This window comes from Micromonospora sp. U21 (genome assembly GCF_018070045.1).
Taxonomy (GTDB): domain Bacteria; phylum Actinomycetota; class Actinomycetes; order Mycobacteriales; family Micromonosporaceae; genus Micromonospora.
Map to the genome: position 1 here is coordinate 90205 of NZ_JAGPYK010000017.1, position 25862 is coordinate 116066.

At 72.3% G+C, this 25862-nt stretch carries 23 protein-coding genes; 10 read left to right on the top strand and 13 right to left on the bottom strand.

Annotation, left to right across the window (positions count from 1 at the left end; genetic code table 11):
* Positions 1–5 precede the first annotated feature (5 nt).
* Entirely contained in the window at positions 6–710 is a 705-nt protein-coding gene (bioD, locus tag KBX63_RS21885; protein ID WP_210913597.1) for a dethiobiotin synthase, read from the bottom strand.
* Between the two features lie 135 nt (positions 711–845).
* Positions 846–1982 (bottom strand): 8-amino-7-oxononanoate synthase, encoded by a 1137-nt coding sequence (locus KBX63_RS21890; RefSeq protein WP_210913600.1) that lies wholly within the window; start codon positions 1980–1982, stop codon positions 846–848.
* 243 nt (positions 1983–2225) lie between these two features.
* Between KBX63_RS21890 and bioB the strand changes: the two genes are divergently transcribed.
* The 4 genes from bioB (at position 2226) to KBX63_RS21910 (ending at position 5264) form a co-directional block, all read left to right on the top strand.
* Positions 2226–3221, top strand: coding sequence for a biotin synthase BioB (gene bioB, locus KBX63_RS21895; protein ID WP_074318140.1), 996 nt, complete (start codon positions 2226–2228; stop codon positions 3219–3221).
* Positions 3222–3226: 5 nt separating this feature from the next.
* Positions 3227–3421 carry a hypothetical protein gene (locus KBX63_RS21900; RefSeq protein ID WP_210913475.1) on the top strand — a complete coding sequence of 65 codons (195 nt, stop codon included), beginning with the start codon at positions 3227–3229 and terminating at the stop codon, positions 3419–3421.
* Positions 3422–3425: 4 nt separating this feature from the next.
* The gene (locus KBX63_RS21905; protein ID WP_210913482.1) at positions 3426–3932 is read left to right on the top strand and encodes a GNAT family N-acetyltransferase; all 507 of its coding nucleotides are present in this window, start codon (positions 3426–3428) and stop codon (positions 3930–3932) included.
* Between the two features lie 135 nt (positions 3933–4067).
* The gene (locus tag KBX63_RS21910) at positions 4068–5264 is read left to right on the top strand and encodes a YbfB/YjiJ family MFS transporter (protein ID WP_210913483.1); all 1197 of its coding nucleotides are present in this window, start codon (positions 4068–4070) and stop codon (positions 5262–5264) included.
* A 70-nt stretch (positions 5265–5334) separates the two neighbouring features.
* Here KBX63_RS21910 and KBX63_RS21915 read toward each other — a convergent pair whose 3' ends face one another.
* From KBX63_RS21915 to KBX63_RS21925, 3 genes are all read right to left on the bottom strand, one after another.
* Positions 5335–6321, bottom strand: coding sequence for a GlxA family transcriptional regulator (locus tag KBX63_RS21915; RefSeq protein ID WP_307871793.1), 987 nt, complete (start codon positions 6319–6321; stop codon positions 5335–5337).
* A gap of 62 nt (positions 6322–6383) precedes the next feature.
* Positions 6384–6911: a DUF488 family protein gene (locus tag KBX63_RS21920; RefSeq protein ID WP_210913486.1), complete on the bottom strand. Its 528-nt coding sequence runs from the start codon at positions 6909–6911 to the stop codon at positions 6384–6386.
* A gap of 291 nt (positions 6912–7202) precedes the next feature.
* Positions 7203–10139, bottom strand: a complete 2937-nt coding sequence (locus KBX63_RS21925; protein WP_210913488.1) for a glycoside hydrolase family 9 protein — start codon at positions 10137–10139, stop codon at positions 7203–7205.
* Between the two features lie 358 nt (positions 10140–10497).
* Between KBX63_RS21925 and KBX63_RS21930 the strand changes: the two genes are divergently transcribed.
* From KBX63_RS21930 to KBX63_RS21940, 3 genes are all read left to right on the top strand, one after another.
* Positions 10498–11292: an LPXTG cell wall anchor domain-containing protein gene (locus KBX63_RS21930; protein ID WP_210913496.1), complete on the top strand. Its 795-nt coding sequence runs from the start codon at positions 10498–10500 to the stop codon at positions 11290–11292.
* A 385-nt stretch (positions 11293–11677) separates the two neighbouring features.
* Positions 11678–13243 (top strand): aldehyde dehydrogenase family protein, encoded by a 1566-nt coding sequence (locus KBX63_RS21935; RefSeq protein ID WP_210913498.1) that lies wholly within the window; start codon positions 11678–11680, stop codon positions 13241–13243.
* Positions 13244–13332: 89 nt separating this feature from the next.
* The gene (locus tag KBX63_RS21940; protein WP_247662826.1) at positions 13333–13731 is read left to right on the top strand and encodes a VOC family protein; all 399 of its coding nucleotides are present in this window, start codon (positions 13333–13335) and stop codon (positions 13729–13731) included.
* 64 nt (positions 13732–13795) lie between these two features.
* On the opposite strand, the gene KBX63_RS21945 is transcribed toward KBX63_RS21940, so the two are convergent.
* Together KBX63_RS21945 and KBX63_RS21950 are read right to left on the bottom strand one after the other, a co-directional pair.
* Positions 13796–14860 carry a GNAT family N-acetyltransferase gene (locus KBX63_RS21945; protein ID WP_210913500.1) on the bottom strand — a complete coding sequence of 355 codons (1065 nt, stop codon included), beginning with the start codon at positions 14858–14860 and terminating at the stop codon, positions 13796–13798.
* Between the two features lie 94 nt (positions 14861–14954).
* Positions 14955–15659 (bottom strand): amino acid-binding protein, encoded by a 705-nt coding sequence (locus KBX63_RS21950; protein ID WP_210913501.1) that lies wholly within the window; start codon positions 15657–15659, stop codon positions 14955–14957.
* A 144-nt stretch (positions 15660–15803) separates the two neighbouring features.
* Here KBX63_RS21950 and KBX63_RS21955 point away from each other — a divergent pair, with 144 nt between their 5' ends.
* Both KBX63_RS21955 and KBX63_RS21960 read left to right on the top strand, forming a co-directional pair.
* Positions 15804–16883, top strand: coding sequence for a phosphotransferase family protein (locus KBX63_RS21955; protein ID WP_210913502.1), 1080 nt, complete (start codon positions 15804–15806; stop codon positions 16881–16883).
* Positions 16883–18103, top strand: coding sequence for an acyl-CoA dehydrogenase family protein (locus KBX63_RS21960; protein ID WP_210913503.1), 1221 nt, complete (start codon positions 16883–16885; stop codon positions 18101–18103). Before KBX63_RS21955 ends, KBX63_RS21960 begins: the two co-directional genes overlap by 1 nt.
* 117 nt (positions 18104–18220) lie before the next feature.
* On the opposite strand, the gene KBX63_RS21965 is transcribed toward KBX63_RS21960, so the two are convergent.
* The 6 genes from KBX63_RS21965 to KBX63_RS21990 form a co-directional block, all read right to left on the bottom strand.
* On the bottom strand, positions 18221–19267 hold the full coding sequence (locus KBX63_RS21965) for a LacI family DNA-binding transcriptional regulator (protein ID WP_210913504.1): 1047 nt from the start codon (positions 19265–19267) through the stop codon (positions 18221–18223).
* 82 nt (positions 19268–19349) lie between these two features.
* A complete protein-coding gene (locus KBX63_RS21970; RefSeq protein WP_210913505.1) occupies positions 19350–20783 on the bottom strand; it encodes a GH1 family beta-glucosidase in 1434 nt (477 codons plus the stop codon).
* Positions 20780–21622: a carbohydrate ABC transporter permease gene (locus KBX63_RS21975; RefSeq protein WP_210913507.1), complete on the bottom strand. Its 843-nt coding sequence runs from the start codon at positions 21620–21622 to the stop codon at positions 20780–20782. Before KBX63_RS21975 ends, KBX63_RS21970 begins: the two co-directional genes overlap by 4 nt.
* A 10-nt stretch (positions 21623–21632) precedes the next feature.
* Positions 21633–22604 (bottom strand): carbohydrate ABC transporter permease, encoded by a 972-nt coding sequence (locus KBX63_RS21980; RefSeq protein ID WP_210913510.1) that lies wholly within the window; start codon positions 22602–22604, stop codon positions 21633–21635.
* A 109-nt stretch (positions 22605–22713) separates the two neighbouring features.
* A complete protein-coding gene (locus tag KBX63_RS21985) occupies positions 22714–24003 on the bottom strand; it encodes an ABC transporter substrate-binding protein (RefSeq protein WP_210913511.1) in 1290 nt (429 codons plus the stop codon).
* A 296-nt stretch (positions 24004–24299) separates the two neighbouring features.
* Entirely contained in the window at positions 24300–24863 is a 564-nt protein-coding gene (locus tag KBX63_RS21990) for a plasmid pRiA4b ORF-3 family protein (protein ID WP_210913514.1), read from the bottom strand.
* A gap of 150 nt (positions 24864–25013) precedes the next feature.
* Here KBX63_RS21990 and KBX63_RS21995 point away from each other — a divergent pair, with 150 nt between their 5' ends.
* Entirely contained in the window at positions 25014–25760 is a 747-nt protein-coding gene (locus KBX63_RS21995) for a pyrimidine reductase family protein (protein ID WP_210913524.1), read from the top strand.
* The last annotated feature ends 102 nt before the right edge of the window (positions 25761–25862 follow it).

Consider the following 25862-nt stretch of genomic DNA (forward strand, 5'->3'; position numbering starts at 1 on the left):
GGTGTTCAGCCGCTCTCCTCGGCCCAGGCCCGCCAGTCGTCGAGCACGCCGTGCAGGGACGGGGTGAGCCAGCCCGGCGCGGAGCGCCGGAACACGCCCGGGTCCATCGCGCCGGCACCGGCGGGCACCGCGCCGAGCAGGTTCGGCACCAGGTCGGTGAGGTTGGTCCAGTGCACCAGCTCCGGCGTGGCCGGCCAGGCGCCGATGACCACGCCGGCCGGCACCGCCCGGCGGTCCAGCGCCTCCAGGGTCAGCGCGGTGTGGTTGAGGGTGCCCAGCCCGGCACGGGCGACCACCACGGCGGGCGCGCCGAGCGACACCGCCAGGTCGGCCATCGTCCACGGCTCACCGGACGGGCGCAGCCCCATCGGGACCAGCAGCCCGCCGGCCCCCTCGACCAGCACCAGATCGTGCTTGTCGGTCTCCTCACGGACGGCGTCCACGGCGGTGTACAGCTCCAGCGGCGGCAGCTCGGCGACCCGGGCGGCGGCCAGCGGGGCGAGCGGGTCCGGATAGCTGGCCAGGGTGCGGCCGGTGAGCGGGGCGGCCATCCGGTTGACCGCGTCCACGTCTCCGGGCTCACCACCGGCCGTACCGGTCTGACCCGGTTTGACCACGGCCACCCGCAGGCCCGCGGCCTGCGCGGCGGCGGTGATCGCCGCGGTCACCACGGTCTTGCCGACCTCGGTATCGGTACCGGTGACCAGCACCACCCCCTGCCACGCGCTCACGGAACCATCTCGGTTCGCGACTGCGGGGCTCGCAACACCGGCTCACTCCTCGCGCTCACGGGACCATCTCGGTTCGCGACTGCGGGGCTCGCAACACCGGCTCACTCCTCGCGCTCACGGGCCGCACTCGACGATGACGTCCAGGGCACGCTCGAAGGCCGGCCGGGACACCCCGGCGCTGACCGTGAGTCGCAGCCGGGAGCGGCTGTCCGGGGTCGACGGCGGCCGGAAGCAGCCCACCGCGACGCCCCGGTCCCGGCAGTCGGCGGCCCAGGTCGTCGCCGCCTCCGGGCCGGGGGCGGTCACCGAGATCACGGCCGCGTCCGGCGCGGAGACGGTCAACCCGGCCGCACGCAGCCGGTCGACCGCCAGCGCCACCCGCTCGACCAGCTCGGTACGCAGGTCGTCACCGGCCCGGGCCAGACGCAGCGCGGCGTGCACGCCGGCGGCGACCGCCGGCGGCAGCGCGGTGTCGAAGATGAACGTGCGGCCGGTCTCGACCAGGTGCCGGACGAACTCGGCCGGGCCGGCGACCACCCCGCCCGCGCCACCGAGCGCCTTGGACAGGGTTGCGGTGACCACCACGTCCGGTTCGCCGGCGAGCCCGGCGGCGGCGACCGCCCCGGCGCCGGCCGGACCGGTCACGCCGAGCGCGTGCGCGTCGTCGACCAGCAGCAGCGCGCCGTGGCGGCGGGCCACCGCGTGCAGCCGGGCCAGCGGAGCGAGATCGCCGTCGACCGAGAAGACCGACTCGGTGACCACCACCGCCGGGCGGCCGGGGGCCCCCGCGAGCGCGGCGGCCACCGCCGTCACGTCGGCGTGAGCGGTGACCAGGGTCTCCGCGCCGGAGATCCGGCAGCCGTCGATCAGGGACGCGTGGTTGTGCGCGTCGGAGACGAGCAGCGTGCGGGGTTGGACGAGGGCACGCAACGCACCCAGGTTGGCCAGGTAGCCGGAGGAGAAGACGAGGGACCGGTCGGTGCCCAGCCACTGCGCCAGCTCGTCCTCCAGCGCCTGGTGCGCGTCGGTGGAGCCGCGCACGAGGCGCGACCCGGTCGCCCCCAGCCCGTACGCCGACAGCGCCGCTGCGGCGGCACCGATGACCTCCGGGTGGGTGGCCAGGCCGAGGTAGTCGTTACCGGCCAGGTCGGTCATGCCGTCGGCGGCGGGACGCGGGTGCAACCGCCGGGTCAGCCCGGCCTTCGCCCGCAACTCCGCACGGCGGTCGAGCGCCGCCAGCCAGTCCGCCACCGTCACCCCTTCGCCGCCGTCCGCGCCGGTCACGCCGACACCCGTCGGGCGAAATTACCACCCGCCACCACCGGCCCGACGGATCCACTCGGTACGCGAGGTCGACCTGCACCGAACTTCAGCTTCCCGGCCGGTCCGCTGCGACGACTGCCGCGTACCGCCAGGGCCCGACCACGCCCGCCGCCCGCTCGACCGGCCGGCGGCCCGTTTCGGCTGACCGGGGGGCCTTGTAGGGTACGAGCCATGCCAGAGATCCTCGACCAGGCCCGGACGCAGGTCCTGGGTGACGGTGTCGGCCTCGACGAGGCCGGCGTCCTCGCCGTGCTGAACCTGCCCGACGAGCACCTGCCCGCCGCCCTCCAGCTCGCGCACGACGTGCGGATGCGGTGGTGCGGTCCGGAGGTCGAGGTCGAGGGGATCGTCTCGCTGAAGACGGGCGGCTGCCCGGAGGACTGCCACTTCTGCTCCCAGTCCGGCCTGTTCACCTCCCCGGTGCGCTCGGTCTGGCTGGACATCCCGTCCCTGGTCGAGGCGGCGAAGCAGACCGCGAAGACCGGGGCGACCGAGTTCTGCATCGTGGCCGCCGTCCGCGGCCCGGACGCCCGGCTGATGAAGCAGATGCGCGAGGGCGTCGCCGCCATCAAGGCCGAGGTCGACATCCAGGTCGCCGCGTCGCTGGGCATGCTCTCCCAGGAGCAGGTCGACGACCTGGTCGACATGGGCGTGCACCGTTACAACCACAACCTGGAGACCTGCCGGTCGTACTTCCCCAACGTGGTCACCACGCACTCCTGGGAGGAGCGCTGGGAGACGCTGCGGATGGTCCGCGACTCCGGCATGGAGGTGTGCTGCGGTGGCATCCTCGGTCTCGGCGAGACCGTCGAGCAGCGGGCGGAGTTCGCCGCGCAGCTCGCCGAGCTGAACCCGCACGAGGTGCCACTGAACTTCCTCAACCCCCGACCCGGCACGCCGCTCGGTGACCGTCCGGTGGTGGAGGGTAAGGACGCGCTGCGGGCCATCGCCGCGTTCCGGCTGGCCATGCCCCGCACCATCCTGCGGTACGCGGGCGGCCGGGAGATCACCCTGGGTGACCTCGGCACCCGCGACGGTCTGCTCGGCGGCATCAACGCGGTGATCGTCGGCAACTACCTGACCACGCTGGGTCGACCGGCGACCGCCGACCTGGACCTGCTGGACGAGCTGAAGATGCCGGTCAAGGCCCTCTCCGCCACGCTGTGACGGCCATGACGACGACGGAGCTGTGGTGCGACCGGTGCGGTGACCCGGTGGCGGCCGGCGCAGCCCACCCCGGCTGCGCGTCGGCCCGCCAACTCGAGCCGCCCCGGTACTGCCACCGCTGCCGCCGTCGGATGAAGGTGCAGGTGCTGCCGGTCGGGTGGTCGGCGGTCTGCGTCGAGCACGGCGAGATCAGGGGCTGAGCCGATGCTGCGAGGGCGGGCGGTGACCCTGCGACCGGCGACGGTCGAGGACGTGCCTGCGCTCGCGGCGATCCGGGCCGATCCCGAGGTACGCCGGTGGTGGCGGGGCGGCGACGATCTGGCCGAGTCCGTTCGCGCCGACCTGGCCGACGACGAGCTGACCCAGTACGCCATCGAGCACGACGGCCAGGTGATCGGCGCGATCCAGTGGTACGACGAGCCGGACCCGGACTACCGGCACGCCAGCCTGGACATCTTCCTCGATCCGGCGGTGCGCGGCGCCGGGCTCGGCGTGGACGCCATCCGCACCCTGGCCCGGCACCTCATCGAGGAGTACGGCCACCACCGGTTCACCATCGACCCGGCGGCGGCGAACAGCGCCGCGATCCGCGCGTACGCCAAGGTCGGTTTCCGGCCCGTGGGGGTGCTGCGCCGCTACGAGCGCGGCGAGGACGGCCGCTGGCACGACGGCCTCCTGATGGACCTGCTCGCCGACGACCTCGTGGAGTGAACCGCAGCTACACCGCGTCCCCTGCCGATGTCCCGATCCGAGGGTCATCAGTCCATCCGGCCGGCCACCGACCACCGGCAGTGCCGGGTTCCTCCTGATCAGCGGGCCGACGAGCCCGCCGACCAAGGAGGAACCATGTCCCGATTCCCGTCCTGGCGGGAACCGCTGATCGCGCTCGGCCTGGCCGCAGGGCCGGTCGTGGCGCTCGGCTTCACCCGCTTCGCGTACGCCCTGATGCTGCCCGCCATGCGCGGCGACCTGCACTGGACGTACGCCCAGGCCGGCGGCTTGAACACCGCGAACGCCGCCGGCTACGTGCTCGGCGCCGGCACGGCCGTGTTCTGGGCCCGCCGGTTCGGCGACCGGGCCACGTTCCTGAGCACCCTCGCGGTGAGCGCGCTCATCCTGCTGCTGACCGCCGCCACCGCGGACTACCCGGTGCTGGGCCTGCTGCGTTTCGTGGGCGGGGTGACCACGGCTGTCACCTTCGTACTCGGCTCGGCGCTCGCCGCCCGGGCTGCCACCGGGGGCGGGCAGCGGCGGGCCGCGACGCTGGTGGCCCTCTACATGGCCGGGGTCGGCATCGGGGTGGTGCTCTCCGGTCTGCTGGTGCCGGTGGCGCTCGCGGTGGCCGGGGACGCCGGCTGGCGGGCTGGCTGGCTGCTGCTCGGCGGGGCCGCCGTGCTCGCAATCGTCCCGGCCCTGCTCGCCGTTCGCCGGGTCACGCCCGTGACCGGAGTCACCCGCGCCGGCCTGCCCCGGGCGGACCTGGCGCGGCTCGCCCCGACCTTCGCCTGGTACGTGCTCTTCGGCGCCGGCTACGTGAGCTACCTGACCTTCGTGATCGCGCTGCTGCGCGACGAGGGACTGCGCACGCCGGGGGTCGCCGCGTTCTTCGTGACGCTCGGCCTCGCCTCCGCGCTGACCACGCTCAGCGTGTGGGGGAAGTTGGTCAGCCGGCTGCCCGGTGGCCGGGCACCTGCGCTGGTCTCGCTGGTGGTGCTACTCGGCGTGCTGCCGGTGCTGCTGCTGCCCGCCGGTCTGCCCGCGGCACTGCTCTCGGCGGTGGTGTTCGGCAGCGGTTTCATGGCCGGTCCGACGGCGGCCACGGTGCTGGCCCGCCGGGCCCTGCCGGTCAGCGGCTGGACGGCCGGCATCGCGCTGCTGACGGTGGCGTTCTCGCTCGGCCAGATGGTCGGTCCGCTGGTCTCCGGCGTGCTGTCGGACTCCGGCGGGATCGCGGCCGGACTCTGGCTCTCGGTGGCCCTGCTCGCCGTCGCCACGCTGGTCGCCCTGCGGCAGCCTGATCCCGCGCCGGCAGTCGTCCCCTAACCGGAGTTCGCCTCCGGCCGCTGAGCCCGGTGGTCTCCGGTCGGGGCACCGGCCGGAGACCACGGCCGGATCACTGGTGGCCCGAGATGCCGGTGGTGCGGAAGCGGGACCGGTAGGCGCCGGGGTTGACGCCAACGTGCCGCAGGAAGATCCGCCGCATCGTCTCTGACGAGCCGAAACCGACCCGCCGGGCCACCACGTCCAGGGTGTCGTCGCCGCGCTCCAGCAGGCCACGCGCCGCCTCCACCCGGATTCGGTCCAGGTACCCGGCCGGGGTGGTGCCCAGCTCGGCCCGGAACAGCCGGGCCAGGTGCCGGGGGCTCACGCCGCCGAGCGCCGCCATGCCGGCCAGGTCGTACGACCGGGCCGGGTCGGCGACCACCGCGTCCAGCACCCGGCGGAGCACGGAGTTTCGGGTGCTCTCCACGCTGGTCCGGACGCTGAACTGGGACTGCCCACCCGGGCGCTGCATGAAGACCACCAGGTGCCGGGCGACCGCGCGGGCGATCTCCGGGCCGAGGTCCGCTTCGACCAGCGCCAGCGTGAGGTCGATGCCGGCGGTGATCCCAGCCGAGGTGATGATCCGGCCGTCGACGATGAAGATCGGGTCCGGGTCGACGGTGACCGCCGGGAAGTGCGCGGCGAGCTGGTCGGCCAGATCCCAGTGCGTCGTCACGCGCCGCCCGTCGAGCAGACCGGTTGCGGCGAGTGCGAACGCCCCGGCGCAGACCGACGCGGTCCGTCTGGCCCCGGCGGCGAGCCGGCAAATCTGGTCCAGCAGCGCCCTGTCCGCGGCCGCCGCCTGCCAGTCCGGCGCCCCCGGCACGACGAGGGTGCCCACCGGCCCGACGACGTCGGGCAGCGCCACGTCGGCGCCGAGCCGAGCGCCGGCGCTGCTGACCACGTCCCGGCCGTCGGGCGAGGCGAGCACCGACCGGTACGCCCCGCCGTGCTCATTGGCAACGGTGAGGACCTCCAGTGGGCCGGTGACGTCGAGCAGCCGCACCCCGTCGTAGACGACGAACAGCACCGTGTCACCGCGCTCTGGGGCTCTCACGGGTCGAGCCTAGCCAGCCGCCGGACGACCGGACACGCCATCGGGCGCGACGGCCGGGCGCCTCAACCGTCCCAGCACAGGTGCCCGTCGGGGAGCCGTCGGGCGCCCTCGGCTTCCCGGTGCGGGCTGAGCCGCCCGTCCGGCATCAGGTGCGCAACGGGCGTCGTGCGACCGAGCACCGCGACGTCGGCGATGAGCCGGCGGTGGCAGCGCCACCAGAGGCTCTCGCTGCACATCACCACGGTGGTCCGCCGGGCCGCGTCGGCCAACACCTCGGTCAGTGCTGCGTCGAACTCCGACGTGCGGGTGTACGCGGCGTACGCCCGGAACGCCGCGACCGTCCACCAGGTGTCCGGCGCCGGATCCCCGGCCGGAACGTGCCGGCGTCCGCCGAGCCGCGGCTCCCAACGGTAGTCGACCCCGCACTCGGGCAGCCACCGCTCAAGTTCCTCCCGCCGCACGTCCGGGTTGGTGCGGCTGGCCGGGTACCGCCGCACGTCCACCACCAGGGCCACCCCTGCGCCGGTCAGCAGCTCGCCCAGCCGCACCCGGTCGGCGGTCCCGTGCCCGACGGTCAGCAATTCCCCCACGACGATGGCTTGCCCCGAATCCCGTCGGCTTATCCCCGGACCCCGGCGAGACCCTGGACAGTGCTGTTCCCGTGAACGGGAACTGCCCAAGATCCGGCGGCGTGGCGCCAACCAGCCGGCCAGACTGCCCAGGATACTGCCCGCCGACGCGCTCGACCGGCTCGTCTTCGAGCAGGTGGGCGTGCTCACCACCGCGCAGGCCTCCCGGTTGTTGGGCGACGGTGTGGTGCGCGGCCGGATCCGCTTGGACAGTTGCCGTTCCCCGTGCACGGCAACTGTCCAAGATCTCAGTCAGGCAAGGGTGCACGCGGTGCCGTTGAGCGTGAAGGCGGTGGGTTTCGGGTTGCTGCCGGTGTGCGTGCCGTTGAAGCCGAAGCTCACCGACGCCCCCGGGGCCACGGTGCCGTTGTAGGAGAGGTTCGTCGCGGTCACCGCCGCGCCGGCCTGGCTGACCGTCGCCGACCAGCCCTGGCTGACGGTCTGCCCGCCGGGGAGACTGAACCGCAGCGTCCAGCCGTTGATCGCGGTGGTACCGGTGTTCGTGATCGTCACGGTGGCGGTGAAGCCGGTGCTCCAGTCGCTGGTGCCGTACCCCACCGAGCAGGCGCCGGCGACCGGCGGGGGCGCGGTGGTCACCGTGACCGGCGCGGACGCCGCGGACGTGTTGCCGGCCGCGTCCACGGCCACCACGTAGAACTGGTACGCCGTCGAGGCGGTCAGCCCGGACAGGGCGAGCGTGGCGCCGGTCGGCGAGCCGACGAGGGGGTCGGTCGCGCCGGCCTCCCGGTGGACCCGGTACCCGGTGACGCCGACGTTGTCGGTCGACGGCGCCCAGCTCAGGGTGAGCCCGGTGGCGGTGACCGCCGAGGCGACCGGGGTGCCGGGCGGGCTGGGGGCGGCGGTGTCGGCGGTGTCGGCCGGCGGCGTGGTCACGCTGAGCACCGGCGACGCGGCTGACGAGTTGCCCGCGCCGTCGCGGGCCACCACGGTGAACTGGTACGTCCGCTCGGGCAGCAGTGGCGAGACGGTCAGTGAGGTGCCGGTGCCGGGCCGGATCACCACCACGTCGTTGCCGACCAGGAATTCGCGGACCTCGTAGCCGGCCAGCCCGCTGCCGCCGCTGTCGGTGGACGCCGGCCAGGTCAGGGTGACCGACCTCGGGGTCAGCTGGGACGCCACCGGCTTACCCGGAACGGTCGGCGCGGTGGTGTCCGGCACGGCCGGTCCCGGCTCGTCGCCCCAGACGCGGGTGCCTCCGGAGTAGAGCGGCACCTTCCGGTTCGGCCCGGCGGTGGCCTGGTACGACGGGTCGTTGGTCGGGTCCCAGGTGCCTCCCTCCGGCACCCCGATCTTGAACTGGACCTCCATCCGGTGCTGCGACTGCCCGGCCGGGGCGATGGTTAGCCCCGTGCAGTCCACCTCCACGTACCAGATGTCGCCGCTGAGTTGCTTAGCCGTGGTCGGGGACGGGCAACCCTGGGTGTAACCCGGGGTGACCTGCACCGGCCCGGCGCCGTCCGGGCGGAAGTAGTAGCGGAACCGACCGTCGGTCAGGGCCCGGGCCGGGAACGCCGACCTGTTGTAGATCATCGCCTTGAGACCGGTGGCCCGAGGCTCGGCCTGCATCACCGTGGTTTCCACGGTCAACTCGTCGACGTCCGGCGTCTCGGCGACCGGGAAGTTGGCCAGCGGCGTGCCACCGTACTCGGAGACCAGCCGGACCAGCGCGGAGGTGAAGCCGGCGTTGTAGTCGGTGGCCACCTCGTTCATCACGTAGTCGGACCGGCTGTCGCTGTACGCGTCGTTGGCCGCCGACGGCCCCCCGACCAGCGCGCCGTAGAGGGTGTGCCGGGTCTCCACGGGCACGCTCTGGCTGTCCCACCAGGAGCCGTGCGCGGTGCGGTGGTGCGGGTTGCGCGGCGCGTTGGCGCCGAAGCCGATGACGTAGCTGGAGTTGCGCGGGTTGTCGCCGAGCGCGTAGTTGATCTGCCGGACGGCGAAGTCGTGGTAGCGCGCCTTGCGGGTCGCGTCGGTGGTCTTGTCGCTGTAGACCAGCGCGGCGAAGGAGGTGTTGGCGGCGTAGCGCAGCGCACCCCAGGAGTCGAGCACCGCCATCCCGCCGGGCGAGTAGGGCACCCGCTGCCCGTCCACGCCGACGGTCCAGTAGTCCAGCCAGCGGTTGGCGTCGTCGACGTACTTCTGCTTGCCGGTCAGGTTGGCCAGCAGCACGTACGCGCCGAACTGCTTGTTGTCCCAGGCGATGGTCCACTTGTAGGAGCGGGTGGTGGACTGGTTCTCGGTGCCGAGCTTGTCGTACTCGCTCTCGGCCTTGGCCAGGTAGCCGGCATCGCCGGTCGCCCGGTGCAGCCAGATCGCGCCCCAGACCAGTTCGTCCTGCCAGCCGCTCCAGGAGCGGTAGAAGCTGGTCGCGTCGGTGATGCACTCGTGGTAGGCCTTCCGCACCGTGTCGGCGAAGGTGTAGAGCTGCCGGGCGTGCCCGAGCAACCGGTCGGCGTAGGCCGCGTCGGTGGGCCGGAACACCATCGAGGAGGCGGCCATCGCGGCCGCCGTCTCCCCCGCCAGGTCCGCGCCGCCGCAGCTCGCATCGATCCGGTACGCGGGCCGCGCCATCGGCAGCACCTCGGCGGGTCCCCACCACTTGTGGTCGTCGTCGCCCTTGCCGACCTGTCCGTAGAGGACGTTCGGCGCGGGGTGCGCCTTGATGAAGTAGTCGTTGACGAAGCGCAGGTTGTTGAGCAGGTGCGGCAACTGCCCGGAGGCGGTGTAGCCGCTGCGGTACTCGACCGCGCCCCAGGCGAGCATCGTGGCGCTGAACGCCATCGGGAAGCCGAACTTCACATGGTCGCCGGCGTCGTACCAACCGCCGGTGAGGTCCAGCCCCGCGTCGGCGCCGTCGGTGAGCGCGCTGTCGCCGCGCCAGGAGACGCGGTTCCAGTCCGGCAGCCGGCCGGACTGCTGCGCCTCGTAGAAGAGCAGCGACTTCTGCAGCGCCTCCGCGTAGTTGAAGTCCGGCGCGGCGGACGCGGGCCCGGACGGGGGTGCGGCGACCGACAGGGCGAGCCCGGTGAGCAGGGCGACTCCGGCGGCCAGCAGCCGACGCTGGCAGGGCTGGTCGACGACCGGTGGCCGGCACCGGTCGGGGCGGCCGGGGACCGGCGGCCGGTACCGGTCAGGGCGGCCGGGGACCGGCCGGGTGCGGTGGCGCATGGCGATCTCCTGTCGGAGGCGCTGCCGACGGTCGCGCCGGCGCGGGACGGCGTCGGACGGCACGGCCACCGGCGGCGGCGAGGGGGTGGCGGTGTGACCAGAGGCCACTGTGGAAGCGCTCCCATGGATAGTCCACGATGTAATGCGAGTGCCGCCGGTTGGGAAGCCCGCCGCGCGCCGCAGCGCCCCAGCGCCCGTACGCGTTACAGCGACACGCGCAGGAACACTGTCTAAGTTGGCCCGAATCCTGTTCCTGTCCGGCATGTCGTCCCAGCTCAGGCCGATCGACCGATGTCGCCGACGGATCCCACGCATGGGATCATGTGCCGTCCCCTCGATCAATCCCGGAGGAATCCTCATGCCACAGCGTCGGCGCCTGGCGCGCGCGGCCATCTGCACGGCCGCCGCCACGGCCGGTCTCGCTCTCGCCACCCCGGCGTGGGCGGTCGCCACGTCGGTTCCGCTCAACCCGGCTCACGTGGGCTCCACCGCGGCGACCTTCCCTGACAAGGACTGCAACGACGACCGGTTCGACAACCTGCCCGCCGGCTACGACGGCTGGCACTTCGTCCTTCCGCAGGGCAAGCCGTCCAGCGGCTTCGAGTCGCTCACCCTGACTTTCAGCAACGGGTCCACCGCGGTCACGGTGCAGGTGCCGGACAGCACCGACGCCTACCCGGACTACTTCTACTCGGCCGGCGGCAAGCAGATGCACGCCTACCTCTTCACCCCGGCCGGGTGGAAGCTGACCGGCGGCAGCGCCGAGGTCACCAACGCGGTCGACAAGTTCAACCTGAGCCACACCTGTGCCGGCACCATCGCGACACAGTCCCCGAGCCCCACGCCGTCGACGTCGGTCTCGCCGTCTACGTCAGTCTCGCCGTCGACCTCGGTCTCGCCGTCGACCTCGGTCTGGCCGTCGGAGTCGGTTTCCCCGTCGGAGTCGGTTTCCCCGTCGGACTCGACCACGCCCACGGGCTCGGTCTCGCCCTCGGCGAGCACGGGCGGCAACGGTGGCAGTGACACCGAGGGCGGCCTGCCGCTGACCGGTGTGGCCGCGACCAGCATCGCGCTGGGTGGCGTCGCCCTGATCGGCGGTGGCGCCCTGCTGATGATGCGGCGCCGTCGCGACCGGATCACCTTCACCAGCTGACCCCGCACGACGCCGCGGTCGGCCGCCGGACCCTGTCCGGTGGCCGGCCGCGACCCGTTTCCTCCGCCGGCCGGCACGTCCGCACCACCGCCGAGGTGAACACCACTCTGGACGATCGATTCGTTGCGGGCGCCCATCCGTACCGACGGGTAACCCGGTCGACGGCGCCCGGAGAAAGCTCACATCATCGAAGTCAACCGATCGATGGTCGGCGTACGCGCAGTTCAAGGTGATCCGGGGCGCGCGCGGCGCCCAGCGAGCGAGCGCGTGGGCGTCCAGCCAGACAAACGTACTGTTGCTGACCCGCTACCCGACGCGGGACAGTACCGATCACCAGCGGTGCCATCGACGCCGCCGCTCCCCGGTCAACCCTGAGGAGAACGCGATGGCACTACGACTCGCCGAGGGCACCGCATGGTCCGACGTCCTCGCCCGCGCGGTGGCCGCCACCCCCGAGGCGTTCGGCGCCGAGGTCGACGGCGTCACCACGCTGCACAACCTGGTCGAAGGCGACTGGCGGGCGGTCGGCCGCCCCACGCCGGCCCGCACCCCGGTGGACAACACCGTCGTGATCAACCTTCCCCGGCTCGACGCCGACACCGCCCGCGCCGCCGTCGCGCACGCCGCGGCCGCACACCGGGCCTGGGCACAGACCCCGCTCGCCAACCGCAAGGCGCGGGTCATCGACGCGCTCGACGCGCTCACCGCCCACCGCGACCTGCTCGCGCTGCTGCTGGTCTGGGAGATCGGCAAGCCGTGGCGGCTGGCCTGCGCCGATGTGGACCGGGCGCTGGACGGCGTCCGCTGGTACGCGGGCGAAATCGACCGGATGCTCGCCGACGGCCGCGAACCGCTGCCCGGCCCGGTCAGCAACATCGCGTCGTGGAACTACCCGATGAGCGTCCTCGTGCACGCCGAACTGGTCCAACTGCTCGCCGGCAACGCGGTCATCGCCAAGACCCCGTCCCAGGGCGGCGCGGTCTGCCTGACCGTGGCGCACGCGCTGATGCGCCGGGCCGGGCTGCCCGCCACGCTGGTCTCCGGCGGCGGCGAGGAACTGTCAGAAGTGCTGGTCCGGGCACCGGAGATCGGCGCGGTGGCATTCGTCGGCGGGCGCTCCAACGGAGGCAAGGTGGCCGCCGCGCTGCTGGACAGCGACAAGCGGCACTTCATCGAGCAGGAGGGCCTCAACGCCTGGGGCATCTGGAACTTCTCCCAGTGGGACCTGCTCGCCGCGCACCTCAGGAAGGGCTTCGAGTACGGCAAGCAGCGCTGCACCGCGTACCCCCGGTTCGTCGTGCAGCGTGACCTGGTCGACGAGTTCCTCGACATGTACCTGCCGGTGGTTTCCTCGATCCGATTCGGGCATCCGCTCGCGGTTGCGGGGACCTGGACGGCTGGCGACCCGCTGCCCGAGCTGGACTTCGGGCCGCTGATCAGCGCCGCCAAGGCCGAGGAGCTGCACCGCAAGGTGGACGAGGCGGTCCGCGGTGGCGCGGTGCCGCTGCACCGGGGCAAGCTGACCGGCGCGCCGTTCCTGCCCGGACAGGACACCTCGGCGTACGTGGCGCCGTCGGTGCTGCTCGCCCCGCCCGGCCGGTCCCGGCTGATGCACGCCGAGCCGTTCGGGCCGGTCGACACGATCGTCGTGGTGGACACCACCGACGAGTTGCTGGCCGCGATGAACGCCTCCAACGGCGCGCTGGTCGCGTCGCTGGCCTGCGACGACACCGACGAGGCCGGCAAGCTCGCGGTGGACCTCCAGGCGTTCAAGGTGGGCATCAACAAGCCGCGCTCACGGGGCGACCGCGACGAGCCGTTCGGCGGCCGGGGCGCCTCCTGGAAGGGCGCGTTCGTCGGCGGTGACCTGCTGGTGCAGGCGGTCACGGTCGGCGGCGACAGCCGGCTCTACGGCAACTTCCCCGACTACAGCAGCTACCCCACCACCTGACCGCGGTGTAAGGAAGGGCCCCTTGTTAACGCCTGCTGCATAGCAAGGGGCCCCTCTTAACACCGGGCCCGTGGGCGTACCGTCAAGAGATGGCGATCATCGCGCAGCTTTCCCTGGGCGTGTCCGACGCCCGGCGGGCGGCGACGTTCTGGGCGGCCGCCCTCGGCTACCGTCGCCGGGCGCCCCGATTCGATGGCGACGACTGGATCGTGCTGGAGCCGCCCCCCGGGACGCCGGGCATGGCCATCGCGATGGACCTCAGCGAGAGCCCGGTGCAGGAGTTCCCCCGCCTCCACATGGACCTGGACGCCGGCGAGCGCAGCCTCGACGAGGAACTCGACCGGTTGCTCGCCCTCGGCGCGCAGCGGGTGGACTGGCGGCACTATCCCACCGACCCGCACCCGACGGAGCCGCCGTACGTGGTGCTCGCCGACCCCGAGGGCAACCGGTTCTGCGTGTCCGGCCACCGCGAACCCCCCGCGCGTTGACACGTCCACGCTCCGTTCCGGGTGAGCCTCCGCGAGCCGCTTCGTTGTCAACAAGGGGCCCTTCCTATGCACCAGGCGTTAAGAAGGTGCCCTTCCTTTCCGCGGCGAGCGGGACGGTGAGGCTGAGCAGGGTGCCGTCGCGCTCTGCCGAGCTGGGCCGGTTCAGCCGGCGCAGGGTACGCAGCATCGGGGTGTTCTCGGCCTGTACGTGCAGCACCAGCGCCACGTGCCCGGTCCGCTCGGCGTGTCGGGCCAGCCGGCGCAGCAACGCCGAGCCGAGCCCGCGCCGCTGCCAGTCGTCACGCACCAGTAGCGCCACCTCGGCCTCGTCGCCCTCACCGAGCAGGTTCGCCATTGCGACCACCGACTCCGCGCCGCCGTCGTCGTCGGTGGCCGTGGCGATCAGGGTCAGCCCTCGGCTTGGCTCCAGCAGCCGGCGCAACCGGGCCGGCTGCGGCAGCGCCGTCCCGCTCAGGTAGCGCCGTTGCCGGCTGCGCGGCGAGCACCCCTCGTGCAGCTCCAGCACGCCGGACAGGTCGTTCGCGCAGGCCGGTCGGACGGCCAGCTCGGCGCCGTCGGGCAGCACGACGGTGACCTGTTCGGCGGCCCGGCGCGCCACGGTGGCGGCCAGCTCGACCAGGGCCTGCGCCCGGGCGTACTCCGCCGGAGTGAAGGCGGGCGCGGCCCGGCGCAGCGCGAACGAACCGCCTGCCGGGTCCGCCAGCAGCATGCTGGCGCCGATGATCCCCCGGTCGACGCTGGTCGACGCCGGCCGCCAGCTGACCGAGTCGGCGCCGAGCAGGGTGGACAGCGCCTCGCCCGTCGCGTCCGGGTCACGCACCAGCCGGTTGGCCAGCCCGAGCACCCGGGTGGGCTGGTCGGCCAGGCCGCGCGCCTCGCTGCGCGCCACCCAGCAGTCCCGACCCCGACCCCGCTCGACGGCGGCGATCAGCCCGGCCTCGTCGAGCGCGTCGGGCGCGTCGACGAGGAAGTCGTCCACCGCGCCCCGTTCGGTGGGCTGCACCTGCACGGTGAGGATGTTGACCCCACGCAGCGCGAGGCTCGCCGTAAGGACCGACAGGTAACCCGGCCGGTCGTCCACGGTCGCTCGGATCCGCCACAACGTCATGGTTGAAACTCCCTTCCCCGGTACGAGCCTCGTCTGCGGCTGTTGCCGCCCGGTTGCTCGCCGGTGACGGCCCGGGAACTCCTCGGGCTGCCGCTCAGGGGCCGGCTACCAGCGGGGGCGCGCCGACCAGGTCCAGCCGGTCGCCGAGAATCACCGCGCTGGCCCGGACGAGCTGGGTGAGCCGGTCCACCTCGGTGCTGTGGAACGCGGCGGCGGAGAGGGCTTCGCTGTGCTCGCGGGCCACCACCAGGACCAGGCCGGCCCGCCCGAACGGCGCGATCGCGTGGTGGGTCCCGTCGGGCGTGGTCGTCGACCGGCCGCGCAGGGGGGTCACCTCCGGCAACCGCGGCGGTACGGGAGCCCGCCAGCTGGCGTGCCCCACGGTCGCCCCGCCGGCGCCTCCGGTCCGCGATGCCCAGTCCACCGGCACCACGGCGGCGGCGGCCCAGTCGGCCGCCAGCAGCCCCGGTACCGCGTCGACCAGTGTGGCCAGCCCGTCGGCGGGGTTCGCCGCGACCTGGGCCAGCAGCTCCGCGTCCTGACCGGTGGTGGTGGGCGTGCCGATCGCCCGCCACACGCCGTCGACCCGTACGCCCGGGATCGCCGCGAGGCCGGCCAGCAGCCGCTCCACCCGGGCCGCGCCCGGCCAGACCACCGTGAAGTCGTCCACCGCGCGCCCGCCGAGCCGCTCCAGGACGACCACCTGGACGATGTCCGCGCCGGACACGCCCAACGTGCGGGCGACCTGGCCGAGGGTGCCCGGACGGTCCGGCAGGGTGACCCGAACTCGCAGCAACATGTCTGTCCCTCCGCTCGGCGGGCCGGCAACGGCCGGCAGGCTGGCCACAGCCTGGGCGTTGACCATTTCGTCCCTGTTGCAGAGGCATGTCCCGAGGGAAAATCTGACCTTGACAACGTGAGCGGGCTGCCATCAACTAGTCGGATGACCGATCCGGCCGTCGATGCGCTCCGGCCGGGGGCCCTTCCGACGTCCCCCGCCGGTCTGGACCTGGCCCGACTCGCCGGCTATCTGGCGGACCACCGCCCCGAGCTGGCCGTCGGGCCGCTGCGGGCCCAGCTGATCGCGGGCGGCAAGTCCAACCTCACCTACCTGCTGCGCCTCGGCGACCGGGAGGTCGTGCTGCGCCGGCCGCCGCTGGGGCACGTGCTGGCGACCGCGCACGACATGGCCCGCGAGTTCCGGGTCATTTCGGCGCTGGCGCCGACCGAGGTACCGGTGCCGGGTGCCCTGCTGCTCTGCACCGAGCCGGAGGTGATCGGCGCGCCGTTCTACCTGATGGAGCGGATGCCCGGCGAGGTGTTCCGCACCCGCCGGCAGACCGACCCGCTGGGCGACGAGCGACGCCGCGCGCTGGCCATGGCGATGATGGACACTCTCGCGGCACTGCACACCGTCGAGCCGGCGGCGGTCGGGCTGAGCGACTTCGGCCGCCCGGAGGGCTACCTGGCCCGGCAGGTCCGCCGGTGGGCCGGGCAGCTCGACCGCTCGCGCAGCCGGCCGCTGCCGGGCATCGACGAGCTGCGGGACCTGCTCGCGGCGACGGCGCCGGAGGGCGCGAACGCCGGCCGCATCGTGCACGGCGACTACCGCCTGGACAATCTCCTCGCCTCGGCCGACCCGGTCGCCGTGCACGCGGTGCTGGACTGGGAGATGGCCACCCTCGGTGACCCGCTGGCCGACCTGGGGCTGCTGCTGACGTACTGGGACGTGCTGGGTGACAGCGAGTCGGCCGCCGGCAACCCGGTGGCCGACGGGCTCGGCCCACGCGCCGGCTTCCCCACCGGCGCCGAGCTCATCGAGCGGTACGCCGGGCGCAGCGACGTCGACGTCGGGCCGCTGCACTGGCACGTGGCGCTCGGCTGTTTCAAGCTCGCGGTCATCTGCGAGGGCATCCACTACCGCCACACGCTCGGGCAGACGCTCGGCGAGGGCTTCGACCGGATCGGCGAGATGGTGGCACCGCTGGTCGCGCACGGGCTGACCGCCGCCAGGGAGCGGTGATGGACTTCTCGTACGACGCCCGGACCGAGGAGCTGCGCGACGAGCTGACCCGGTTCCTGACCGAGCACGTCTATCCGGCCGAGCCGGTGCACGCCGAGCAGGTGGCCACCGGCGACCCGTGGTCGCGTACCCCGGTGCTGGCCGAGCTGAAGGCGGAGGCCCGCAAGCGCGGCCTGTGGAACCTCTTCCTGCCCGACCCGCGCTACGGCGCCGGCCTGACCAACCTCCAGTACGCCCCGCTCGCCGAGCTGACCGGCCGCAGCCCGCACCTGGCGCCGGAGGCGGTCAACTGCGCGGCGCCGGACACCGGCAACATGGAGCTGCTGGCCGAGTTCGGCTCGGAGGCGCAGCGGGAGCGCTGGCTCGCGCCCCTGCTGGAGGGCGAGATCCGCTCCGCGTTCTGCATGACCGAGCCGGACGTCGCGTCCTCCGACGCCACCAACATCGCAACCCGGATCACCCGTGACGGCGACGAATACGTGATCAACGGTCGCAAGTGGTGGTCGTCCGGTGCGATGGACCCGCGCTGCGAGATCTTCATCGTGATGGGCAAGACCGACCCCGGCGCGGACCGGCACCGCCAGCAGAGCATGGTGCTGGTCCCGCGGGACACCCCGGGCGTGACCGTACGTCGGGGCATGACCGTCTTCGGCTACACCGATGGTTCGCACGGCGGTCACGCCGAGATCGACTTCACCGACGTCCGGGTGCCGGCGGAAAATCTGATCGGCGCCGAGGGCACCGGGTTCGCCATCGCCCAGGCCCGGCTGGGCCCGGGCCGGATCCACCACTGCATGCGGCTGATCGGGATGGCCGAGCGGGCGTTGGAGCTGCTCTGCCGACGGGCGAACGAGCGGATCGCGTTCGGCCGGCCGCTGGCCGAGCAGGGCGTGGTGCGGGAGTGGATCGCCGAGTCGCGGGTGCGCATCGAGCAGTCCCGGCTGCTGGTGCTCAAGACGGCCTGGCTGATGGACACCGTCGGCAACAAGGGCGCGCACACCGAGATCCAGGCCATCAAGATCGGCACCCCGGCGATGGCGGAGTGGGTGATCGACAAGGCCATCCAGGGGTACGGCGGCGCCGGCGTCAGCCAGGACACCCCGCTGGCCGCCCTGTGGGCGCAGACCCGCACCCTGCGCCTCGCCGACGGCCCCGACGAGGTCCACCGTTCCTCCCTGGCCAAGCGCGAACTCCGCCGCTGGACCCCCACCCCCGCCTGACCCCCACCCACCCGGGCCCGGCACCGCCCGTTGATCATGAGGTTATTGCCATCCGTGTCGGCGTGTCAGGGCAATAACTTCATGGTCAACGGCGGGTCCGGCGGCCGGCCGGCGGGGTCAGGCGGAGGTTCGGTGGATCAGCTGGGTGTCCAGGAGGATGTGCGGGGCGGGGAGGTCGTCGCCGCGGATCCGGGCGACCAGCAGCCGGGCCATCTGCCGGCCCATCTCCTCCACCGGCTGGAAGACGGTGGTCAGCGGGGGGTCCGCCTGCCGGGCGATCGGCGCGTCGTCGAACCCGATCACCGCGACGTCCTCGGGCACCCGCCGGCCGGCCTCGCGCAGCGTCCGTAGCGCGCCGAACGCCATCAGGTCGGACGCGACGAAGACCGCGTCCAGATCGGGGCAGGCATCCAGCAGCCGGCGCATGCCGGCCGCGCCGCTGCCCTCGCTGAAGTCGCCGTACGCGATCAGATCGGGGTTGACGCCGGCCCCGGTGGCCTTGACCGCCTCGGTGTAGCCGGCCAACCGGGCCAGGCCGGCGCCCATGTCCTGCGGACCGGCGATGGTGGCGATGCGTCGCCGCCCCCGGCCGGCCAGGTACTCCACCGCCTGCCGGGCGCCGCCCACGTTGTCCACGTCGACGAACCAGGCCGGCTGGGCGCCGGGTTGCAGCATCCGGGCCGGCCGGCCGCCGAGCACGGCGGGCAGGCCGCGCTCCTCCAGCAGGGTCGGCAGCGGGTCGGAGTCGTGCAACGACAGCAGGAGTACGCCGTCGACATGCTGGTTGGTCAGGTGGTGCTCGACCCGCTCCCGCTCCACCGCCGACTGGGCCATGGCCAGCCAGAGCTGCATCGGCGTCTCCAGCAGGCCGGAGCTGATCCCCCGTACGATGCCGGCGAAGAACGGCTCGGTGAAGACCCGTTCGCCGGATTCGGACACCACCAGCGCGACGGAGTCGGTCCGCTGGGTGACGAGGGCGCGGGCGGCCCGGTTCGGCACGTACCCCAGCTCGGCGATGGCCTGCTGGACCGCGGCCCGGGCCTCCGGGCTGACCTGGGGCGAGCCGTTGACCACGCGGGAGACCGTGCCCCGCCCGACGCCGGCGCGCGCCGCGACCGCATCGAGGGTCGGGCGCCCGAGCGACCGGGTGCGCTGCGTTGTCATCGTCTGCTCCTCCGACGGCGGGCGGACCCGGTGCCACCTGCGGGAGGTGGACACCAGGACCGCCCTGATGGCTGGCCCGAGCCTATTGTGCGGCCAGACCGTTGCGTCGGATCACCGAGGCGTACCACCTGGCGCTGGACTTGGGGATGCGGACCTGGGTGTCGTAGTCGACGTGGATCATGCCGAACCGCTTGGTGTAACCCCAGGCCCATTCGAAATTATCCATCAGCGACCAGGCGAAGTATCCCCGCAGGGGCACCCCGGCGTTGATCGCGTCGTGTGCGGCGCGCAGGTGGGCGTCGAAGTAGGCCAGCCGGTCGACGTCGTCGACCTCCCCGTCGATGACCGTGTCGACGAACGCGGAGCCGTTCTCGGTGACGTAGAGCGGCAGGTCGGTGTACTCGTCGTGCACCCGGCGCAGCGTCTCGACCAGGCCCGGGGCGTCGATCTCCCAGTTCATGTCGGTGACCGGGACGCCCCGGGTGACGAACCGGACGTTCTCGCTGCCCGGCCAGCAGGAGGGCGCCCGCCAGTACGGCTCCGGCTCGGCGCCCTCGACCGGGGTGGCGACCACGTGCCGGCTGTAGTAGTTGACCCCGACCAGGTCCAGCGGCGTGGCGATGGTGGCCAGGTCACCGTCGCGTACGTGGTCGAAGTCGGTCACCGCGCTCAGGTCGGTCACCAGGTCCTCCGGGTACGACCCGCGCAGCAGCGGGTCGAGGAAGAACCGGTTGGCCAGCGCGTCGATCCGCCGGGCGGCGTCGACGTCGGCGGGGGCGTCGCTGGCCGGGTCGACCGGGTAGAGGTTGACGGTCACCCCCACCTCGGCGCTGGGCCGGGCGGCTCGCAGCGCCTGCACGGCCAGGCCGTGCCCGAGCATCAGGTGGTGCCCGGCGCGGACCGCCTCCGCCCCGTTGGACCGGCCGGGGGCGTGCGCCCCGGAGCCGTAGCCGAGGAACGCCGAGCACCACGGCTCGTTCAGCGTGGTCCAGTAGCGCACCCGGTCGCCGAGCGCGTCGGCGACCAGCGTGGTGTAGTCGGCGAAGCGGGCGGCGGTGTCCCGGGCGGGCCAGCCGCCGGCGTCCTCCAGCGGTTGCGGCAGGTCCCAGTGGTAGAGGGTGAGCCACGGCTCGATGCCGTGCACCAGCAGCTCGTCGACCAGCCGCCGGTAGAAGTCCAGGCCCTGCGGGTTGGCCGCGCCGGTGCCGCCGGGCTGCACCCGGGGCCAGGAGACCGAGAAACGGTACGACTTCAGGCCCAGCTCGGCCATCAGCGCGACATCGTCGCCGAGCCGGTGGTAGTGGTCGCAGGCCACGTCGCCGGTGTGCCCGGCGACCACCCGGCCGTCGGTGTGGCTGAAGGTGTCCCAGATCGACGGGGTACGGCCGTCCTCGGCCGCCGCCCCCTCGATCTGGTACGCCGCGGTCGCGGCCCCCCACAGGAAGCCGGGCGGGAAGGTCAGCCCGGGGCGCTCGTCGAGGACGCCGACGGCGGGCGGGCTGGCGGGGTTGCTCACGACTTGACGGCACCTTCCATGATCCCGCCGATGATCTGGCGGCCGAACAGGAGAAAGACGAGCACCAGGGGGATGGTGCCGATCGCCGTGGCGGCGAACACCTGGGAGTAGTCGGTGTAGTAGGCGTACGAGAGGAAGGAGAGCGAGACCTGCAGGGTCGGGTTCTCCGGGGTGAGGATGGCGTACGGCCAGAGGAACGAGTTCCAGGTCTCCATGAAGGTCAGCAGACCGAGGACGCCGGCGGCGGGGCGCAGCGCGGGTAGCACGATGCTCCAGTAGATCCGGAACGTGCTCGCCCCGTCGACGCGGCCGGCCTCGATCAGCTCGTCGGAGATCGCCTGGCTGGCGTACTGCCGCATCATGAACACGCCGAAGGCGCTGACCAGGAACGGCACGGTGACCGCGTAGAGGGTGTCGTACCACCCCAGGTCCTGCATCATGCCCCAGAGCGGGATGAGGCCCATCTGGGTCGGGATCATCATCGTGACGATGATCGCCAGCAGGAGAGCGTTGCTGCCCTTGAACCGCAGTTTGGCGAAGGCGAACCCGGCCAGCGAACCGGTGAGCACCACCGACAGGGTGACCACCGAGGAGACGATGATCGAGTTCATCATGCCGGTGAGGAAGTTGGCGGCGTCGTTGTCGAGCACCCGTCCGAAGTTGTCACCGAACGCTCCGCCGGGGGTCAGCGGTGGCGGCACGTCGTTGATGGAGTCCAGGCTGCGACTGCCGATCACCATCATGTAGTAGAACGGGTAGATCGACAGCAGCGCCGCCAGGAGGAGCGCCACGTAGGTCAGCGGGCTGGTGCGCCACAGGCGCTGGGAAGCCGAGATCATCGATCTCTCCTCACTTCGCCGAGCGGCGGACGAGTAGGAAGTTGAACAGCGACACCACGACGATGATCATGAAGATCGCCCAGGCGACCGCGGCTCCGTAGCCGGCGGTGTTCAGGTTCACGATGCCCATCTCGTACATGTACATGGCCAGCGTCTGAAACTCCCGCTGGTTGCCGCCGATGATGTTGCCGTTGCCGAAGAGCAGGGGCTCGGTGAAGAGCTGCATGCCGCCGATCGTGGACAGGATGACCACGAAGATGAAGGTGGGCTTGAGCATGGGCAGGGTGATCTGCCAGAACTGCCGCCACGGGCTGGCGCCGTCGATCGCCGCGGCCTCGTAGAGGTCCTTCGGGATCGCCTGCATGCCGGCGAGCAGGATCAGGGTGTTGTACCCGGTCCACCGCCAGTTGACCATGGAGGAGATGGCCATCCAGGAACTCCACCGGTGCCCGTCCCAGTCGACCGCGTCGACACCGACGAAGCTGAGCAGCCAGTTGAACAGGCCGAACTCCCGCTGGAACAGCATCCCGAAGACGATCGCGACCGCGGCCACCGACACCACGTTCGGCATGAAGATCGCCATCCGGAAGAAGGTCTTGGCGCGCAGGAAGGTCCGGTTGAGCAGGTTCGCCAGGAAGAGGGCGAGCAACAGCTGCGGGATGGTCGACAGGGCGAAGATGCCGAACGTGTTGACCAGCGCGTTCCAGAAGTACTCGTCGGACGCCAACCGGGTGTAGTTGTCGAAGCCGATGAACGAGTGGTCGCCGATCATGTCCCAGTCGTGCAGCGACATCCAGGCGGTACGCACCATCGGGTACAACCCGAACGCGCCGAAGATCACGAAGAACGGGGCGATGTAGAGGTACGGCGAGTACTTGACATCGAGACGGTTGAGTAGCCTTCCCCGGCGAAGTCGGGAAGGGACGTCGGGAGAAGGCGGTGCTGCTGGCGACGGCGGTGCCGTCGTGGCCGACAGGCTCATGCGAATTTCCTTTTCCGGCGAGGCCCGGGGGCCCTCGCGCAGGGCGCTACGCGGAGGGGACCGGCCGGTGGCGTCCGGGTAGTCCCGAACGCCACCGGCAGGGAATCACTCAGAAGGCACCCTGAGTCTTTGCATCCTTCGTGAACTGCTCCCAGGCCTTCGCCTTGTCCGCCTGCCCGTTCTCGAACGCCCGCAGGGCCGGCTCGAGCGCGTTCTCCTTGACCGCCTGGTGCTTCGGGCCCAGGTGGATCGGCTGGATCTTGGCGACGCTGTCCCCGAAGATCTTGCCGGTCGGCGCGTTGCTGAAGTACTCGTTGGTGTAGCTGAGGAAGGCCTCGTTCTTCAGCGCCTCCAGGTTGGTGGGCAGCGGGCCCTTGGCCTTGAAGGCCTCCACCTGGCTGGTGGCGCTCGTCAGGTACTCGGCGAGCTTCGCCGCCTCCTTCGGGTACTTGCTCTGCTCCGGAACCCCGAGCCACGAGCCGCCCCAGTTACCGCCGCCACCCGGCACGGCGGCGACGTCCCACTTGCCCTTGTTGGCCGCACCGGAGTTGTCCGAGACGATGCCGAGCATCCAGGACGGGCAGAAGGTGGCCGCGAAGGTGCCCTGCTTGAAGCCACCCGACCACTCCGGCGACCAGGTCTGCGCCTTGGCGGAGATGTCCACCATCGAGGTGGCGGTCTCCCAGGCGTTCTTCACCGCGGGGCTGGTGTCCGCGATGATGTTGTTCTCCTTGTCGTAGAACAGATCACCGTTCCCCTGGAAGAGCACACCGTTGGAGACGGCGGTGATCGAGTCGATGAACGCCTTGCCGCCGCTACCCTGCTTGTACTTGAGGCCGGCCTCGTGGAAGCCCTTCCAGTCCGCCCAGAGCGCCGACACCTGGTCGCGCTCGGTGGGCAGGCCGGCCGCCTGGAACAGGTCCTTGCGGTAGCAGACGGCGAGGCTGCCGACGTCCGTCGGCAGGCCGATCAGCCGGCCGTCCGGCGCCTTGCCCAGCTCCCACTTCCAGGGCAGGTACTCCTTGGAGTGGTCAGCCACCAGCGGCGCGAGGTCGGCCCAGTTGCGCGGGTTGGCCTTGAACTCGTTGAGGATGCCCTCTTCCAGGGCGATGACGTCCGCCGCGCCCTTGCCGGTGGCCAGGTAGCGGACCAGCTTCGGCCGGTACTCACCGAGCTGCGCGGTCTTACGCAGCTCGACCTTGATCCCGGTGTCCTTCTCGTACTGCTTGACGATCTCGTCGTAGCCGAACTCGCCGAAGGTGTCGACGACCAGCTTGGCCGGCTTCTCGCCGGCCGCCGGCTCATCGTCGTCGTTGCCGCAGGCTGCGAGACCGCCGATTGCGGTGATCGCGGCCAGGGCAGCGGCCGCCAGGCGGGTACGCCGCGTGGTGACACTCATTCGCTGACCCCTCTTTCCGGTGGTGAGGCTGGGTGGTTGTGGTGGGGGGTGCTTGTCGCGCCGGGTCGGCGCCGGCGGTGCCGGCGGCCGGACGGAGGAACGTGGGTGACCCGCGCCACCTCCGGGAGCGCTCCCATGAGATTGCCGGCGGGTAACGGGGGTGTCAATAGGGCGATGGGAGCGTTCCCAGATCGTTACCGCCATCGACCCCCAGGGGCAGGTAACCCGAAACGCGAGAATCCCGGCACCTTGGCCGGCGGCTCACCGTGGAGCCGCCGCGGCGGGTAACCGGGGGGTCAGCAGAAGCGGCGCAGCAGAGTGCCGGCGCGGTCGGCGTCGAAGCGGGACGGGTCGAACGTGGAGCCCGCCCAGTCGCGCAGCAGGGCCTGCGCCGGGTCGACGACGTCGGCCGGATCATCCTGACCGGAGAGCGCGACCAGCAGCGCCCGGTAGCCGGACGGGCCGCCGATGCCCTCCGGCGGGCAGGCCCGCTCGCCGTCCAGGCAGACCGGGTACCGCTCCTCCGGGTCGGCGGTCAGCGCGTCCTCGACCACCAGGTCGTGCTCCCACCAGTCGCCGAAGTCGTAGGTGTAGGTGAACCGGCTGCCCTTGCCGAGCACCGCGTCGAGCCGGACGTCCAGCTCGTCGTGCAACGCCAGCTCGCCGTCCGGGTCGGGCTCGCCGTACTGCACCGCGTCGATCTCGAACGAGTGCAGGTGACAGTCCCGCCAGCCCATCGCGTGTTGCACGACCCGGTGCAGCCGATCGAGCGTGTAGCCGGCCGGAACGAGCACCCGGCGCCAGACCGGCGGACGGACGCCGGCGAGGGACATCTTCAGCTGGAAGATCTGACGCGGCATGCTGTCCTGTCCTCCCGCGGCTTAGGCTGCCAGCATGATCTGCCGAGCGTGCCGGGCCCGGCGACACGACGACTGCCCGGGCCGGAACTGGTGCGACTGCCAGCACCGTACCGCCCGACCGACCCCTCCGGTCACCGGTCCGGCCAGCGAATGACCGTCGGAATTCCGATCCGGCAGCTCTGGCCCGAGCCGTCGGCGCTGCCGCTCGACGACGCCGCGCTGACCGCGCTCTACGGCCGCGCCGACCGGCCCCACCTGCGGGTCAACTTCGTCACCAGCCTGGACGGCGCGGTCAGCGTGGACGGCTACTCCGCCGGGCTCTCCGGCGAGCCCGACAAGCGGGTCTTCAGTCTGCTGCGAATGCTCTGCGACGCGCTGGTGGTGGCCGCCGGCACGCTTCGCCACGAGGGCTACCGCGCGGTCCGGCTCAACGAGCGCCGCCGCGCCTGGCGCCGCGAGCACGGGCTGGCCGAGTACCCGACGCTGGTCGTCGTCTCCGGCTCGCTCAACCTGGACCCGGCGCAGGCCGCTTTCGCCGACGCGCCCGTCCGGCCGGTGGTGCTCACCCACGCCGGTGTCGACCCACCACCGGGGCTGACTGACGTCGCCGACGTGGTGCGCTGCGGCACCGACCGGGTCGACCTGGCCGCCGGCCTCGACGAGCTGCGCCGGCGCGGGCTGTCGCAACTGCTGTGCGAGGGTGGCCCGCACCTGTTCGGCGCGCTCGCCGGCGCCGACCTGGTTGACGAGCTGTGCCTCACCCTCTCGCCGCTGCTCGCCGGCCCCGGACCGGGCCGGATCACCGCGGGAGACGCCACGCAACCCCGACAGCTCCCGCTACGGCACGTGCTCGCAGCCGACGACGGCGTCCTCATGCTCCGCCACGCCCGCGACTGAAACCCGAGTCGGCAACGGCCTGTCGCCGACCAGGCACCTAGCGTCGCGTGTGTGACCAGTGATGGTGTCGTCCGCCGCGTCGCATGGCAACCTGTCGTACTC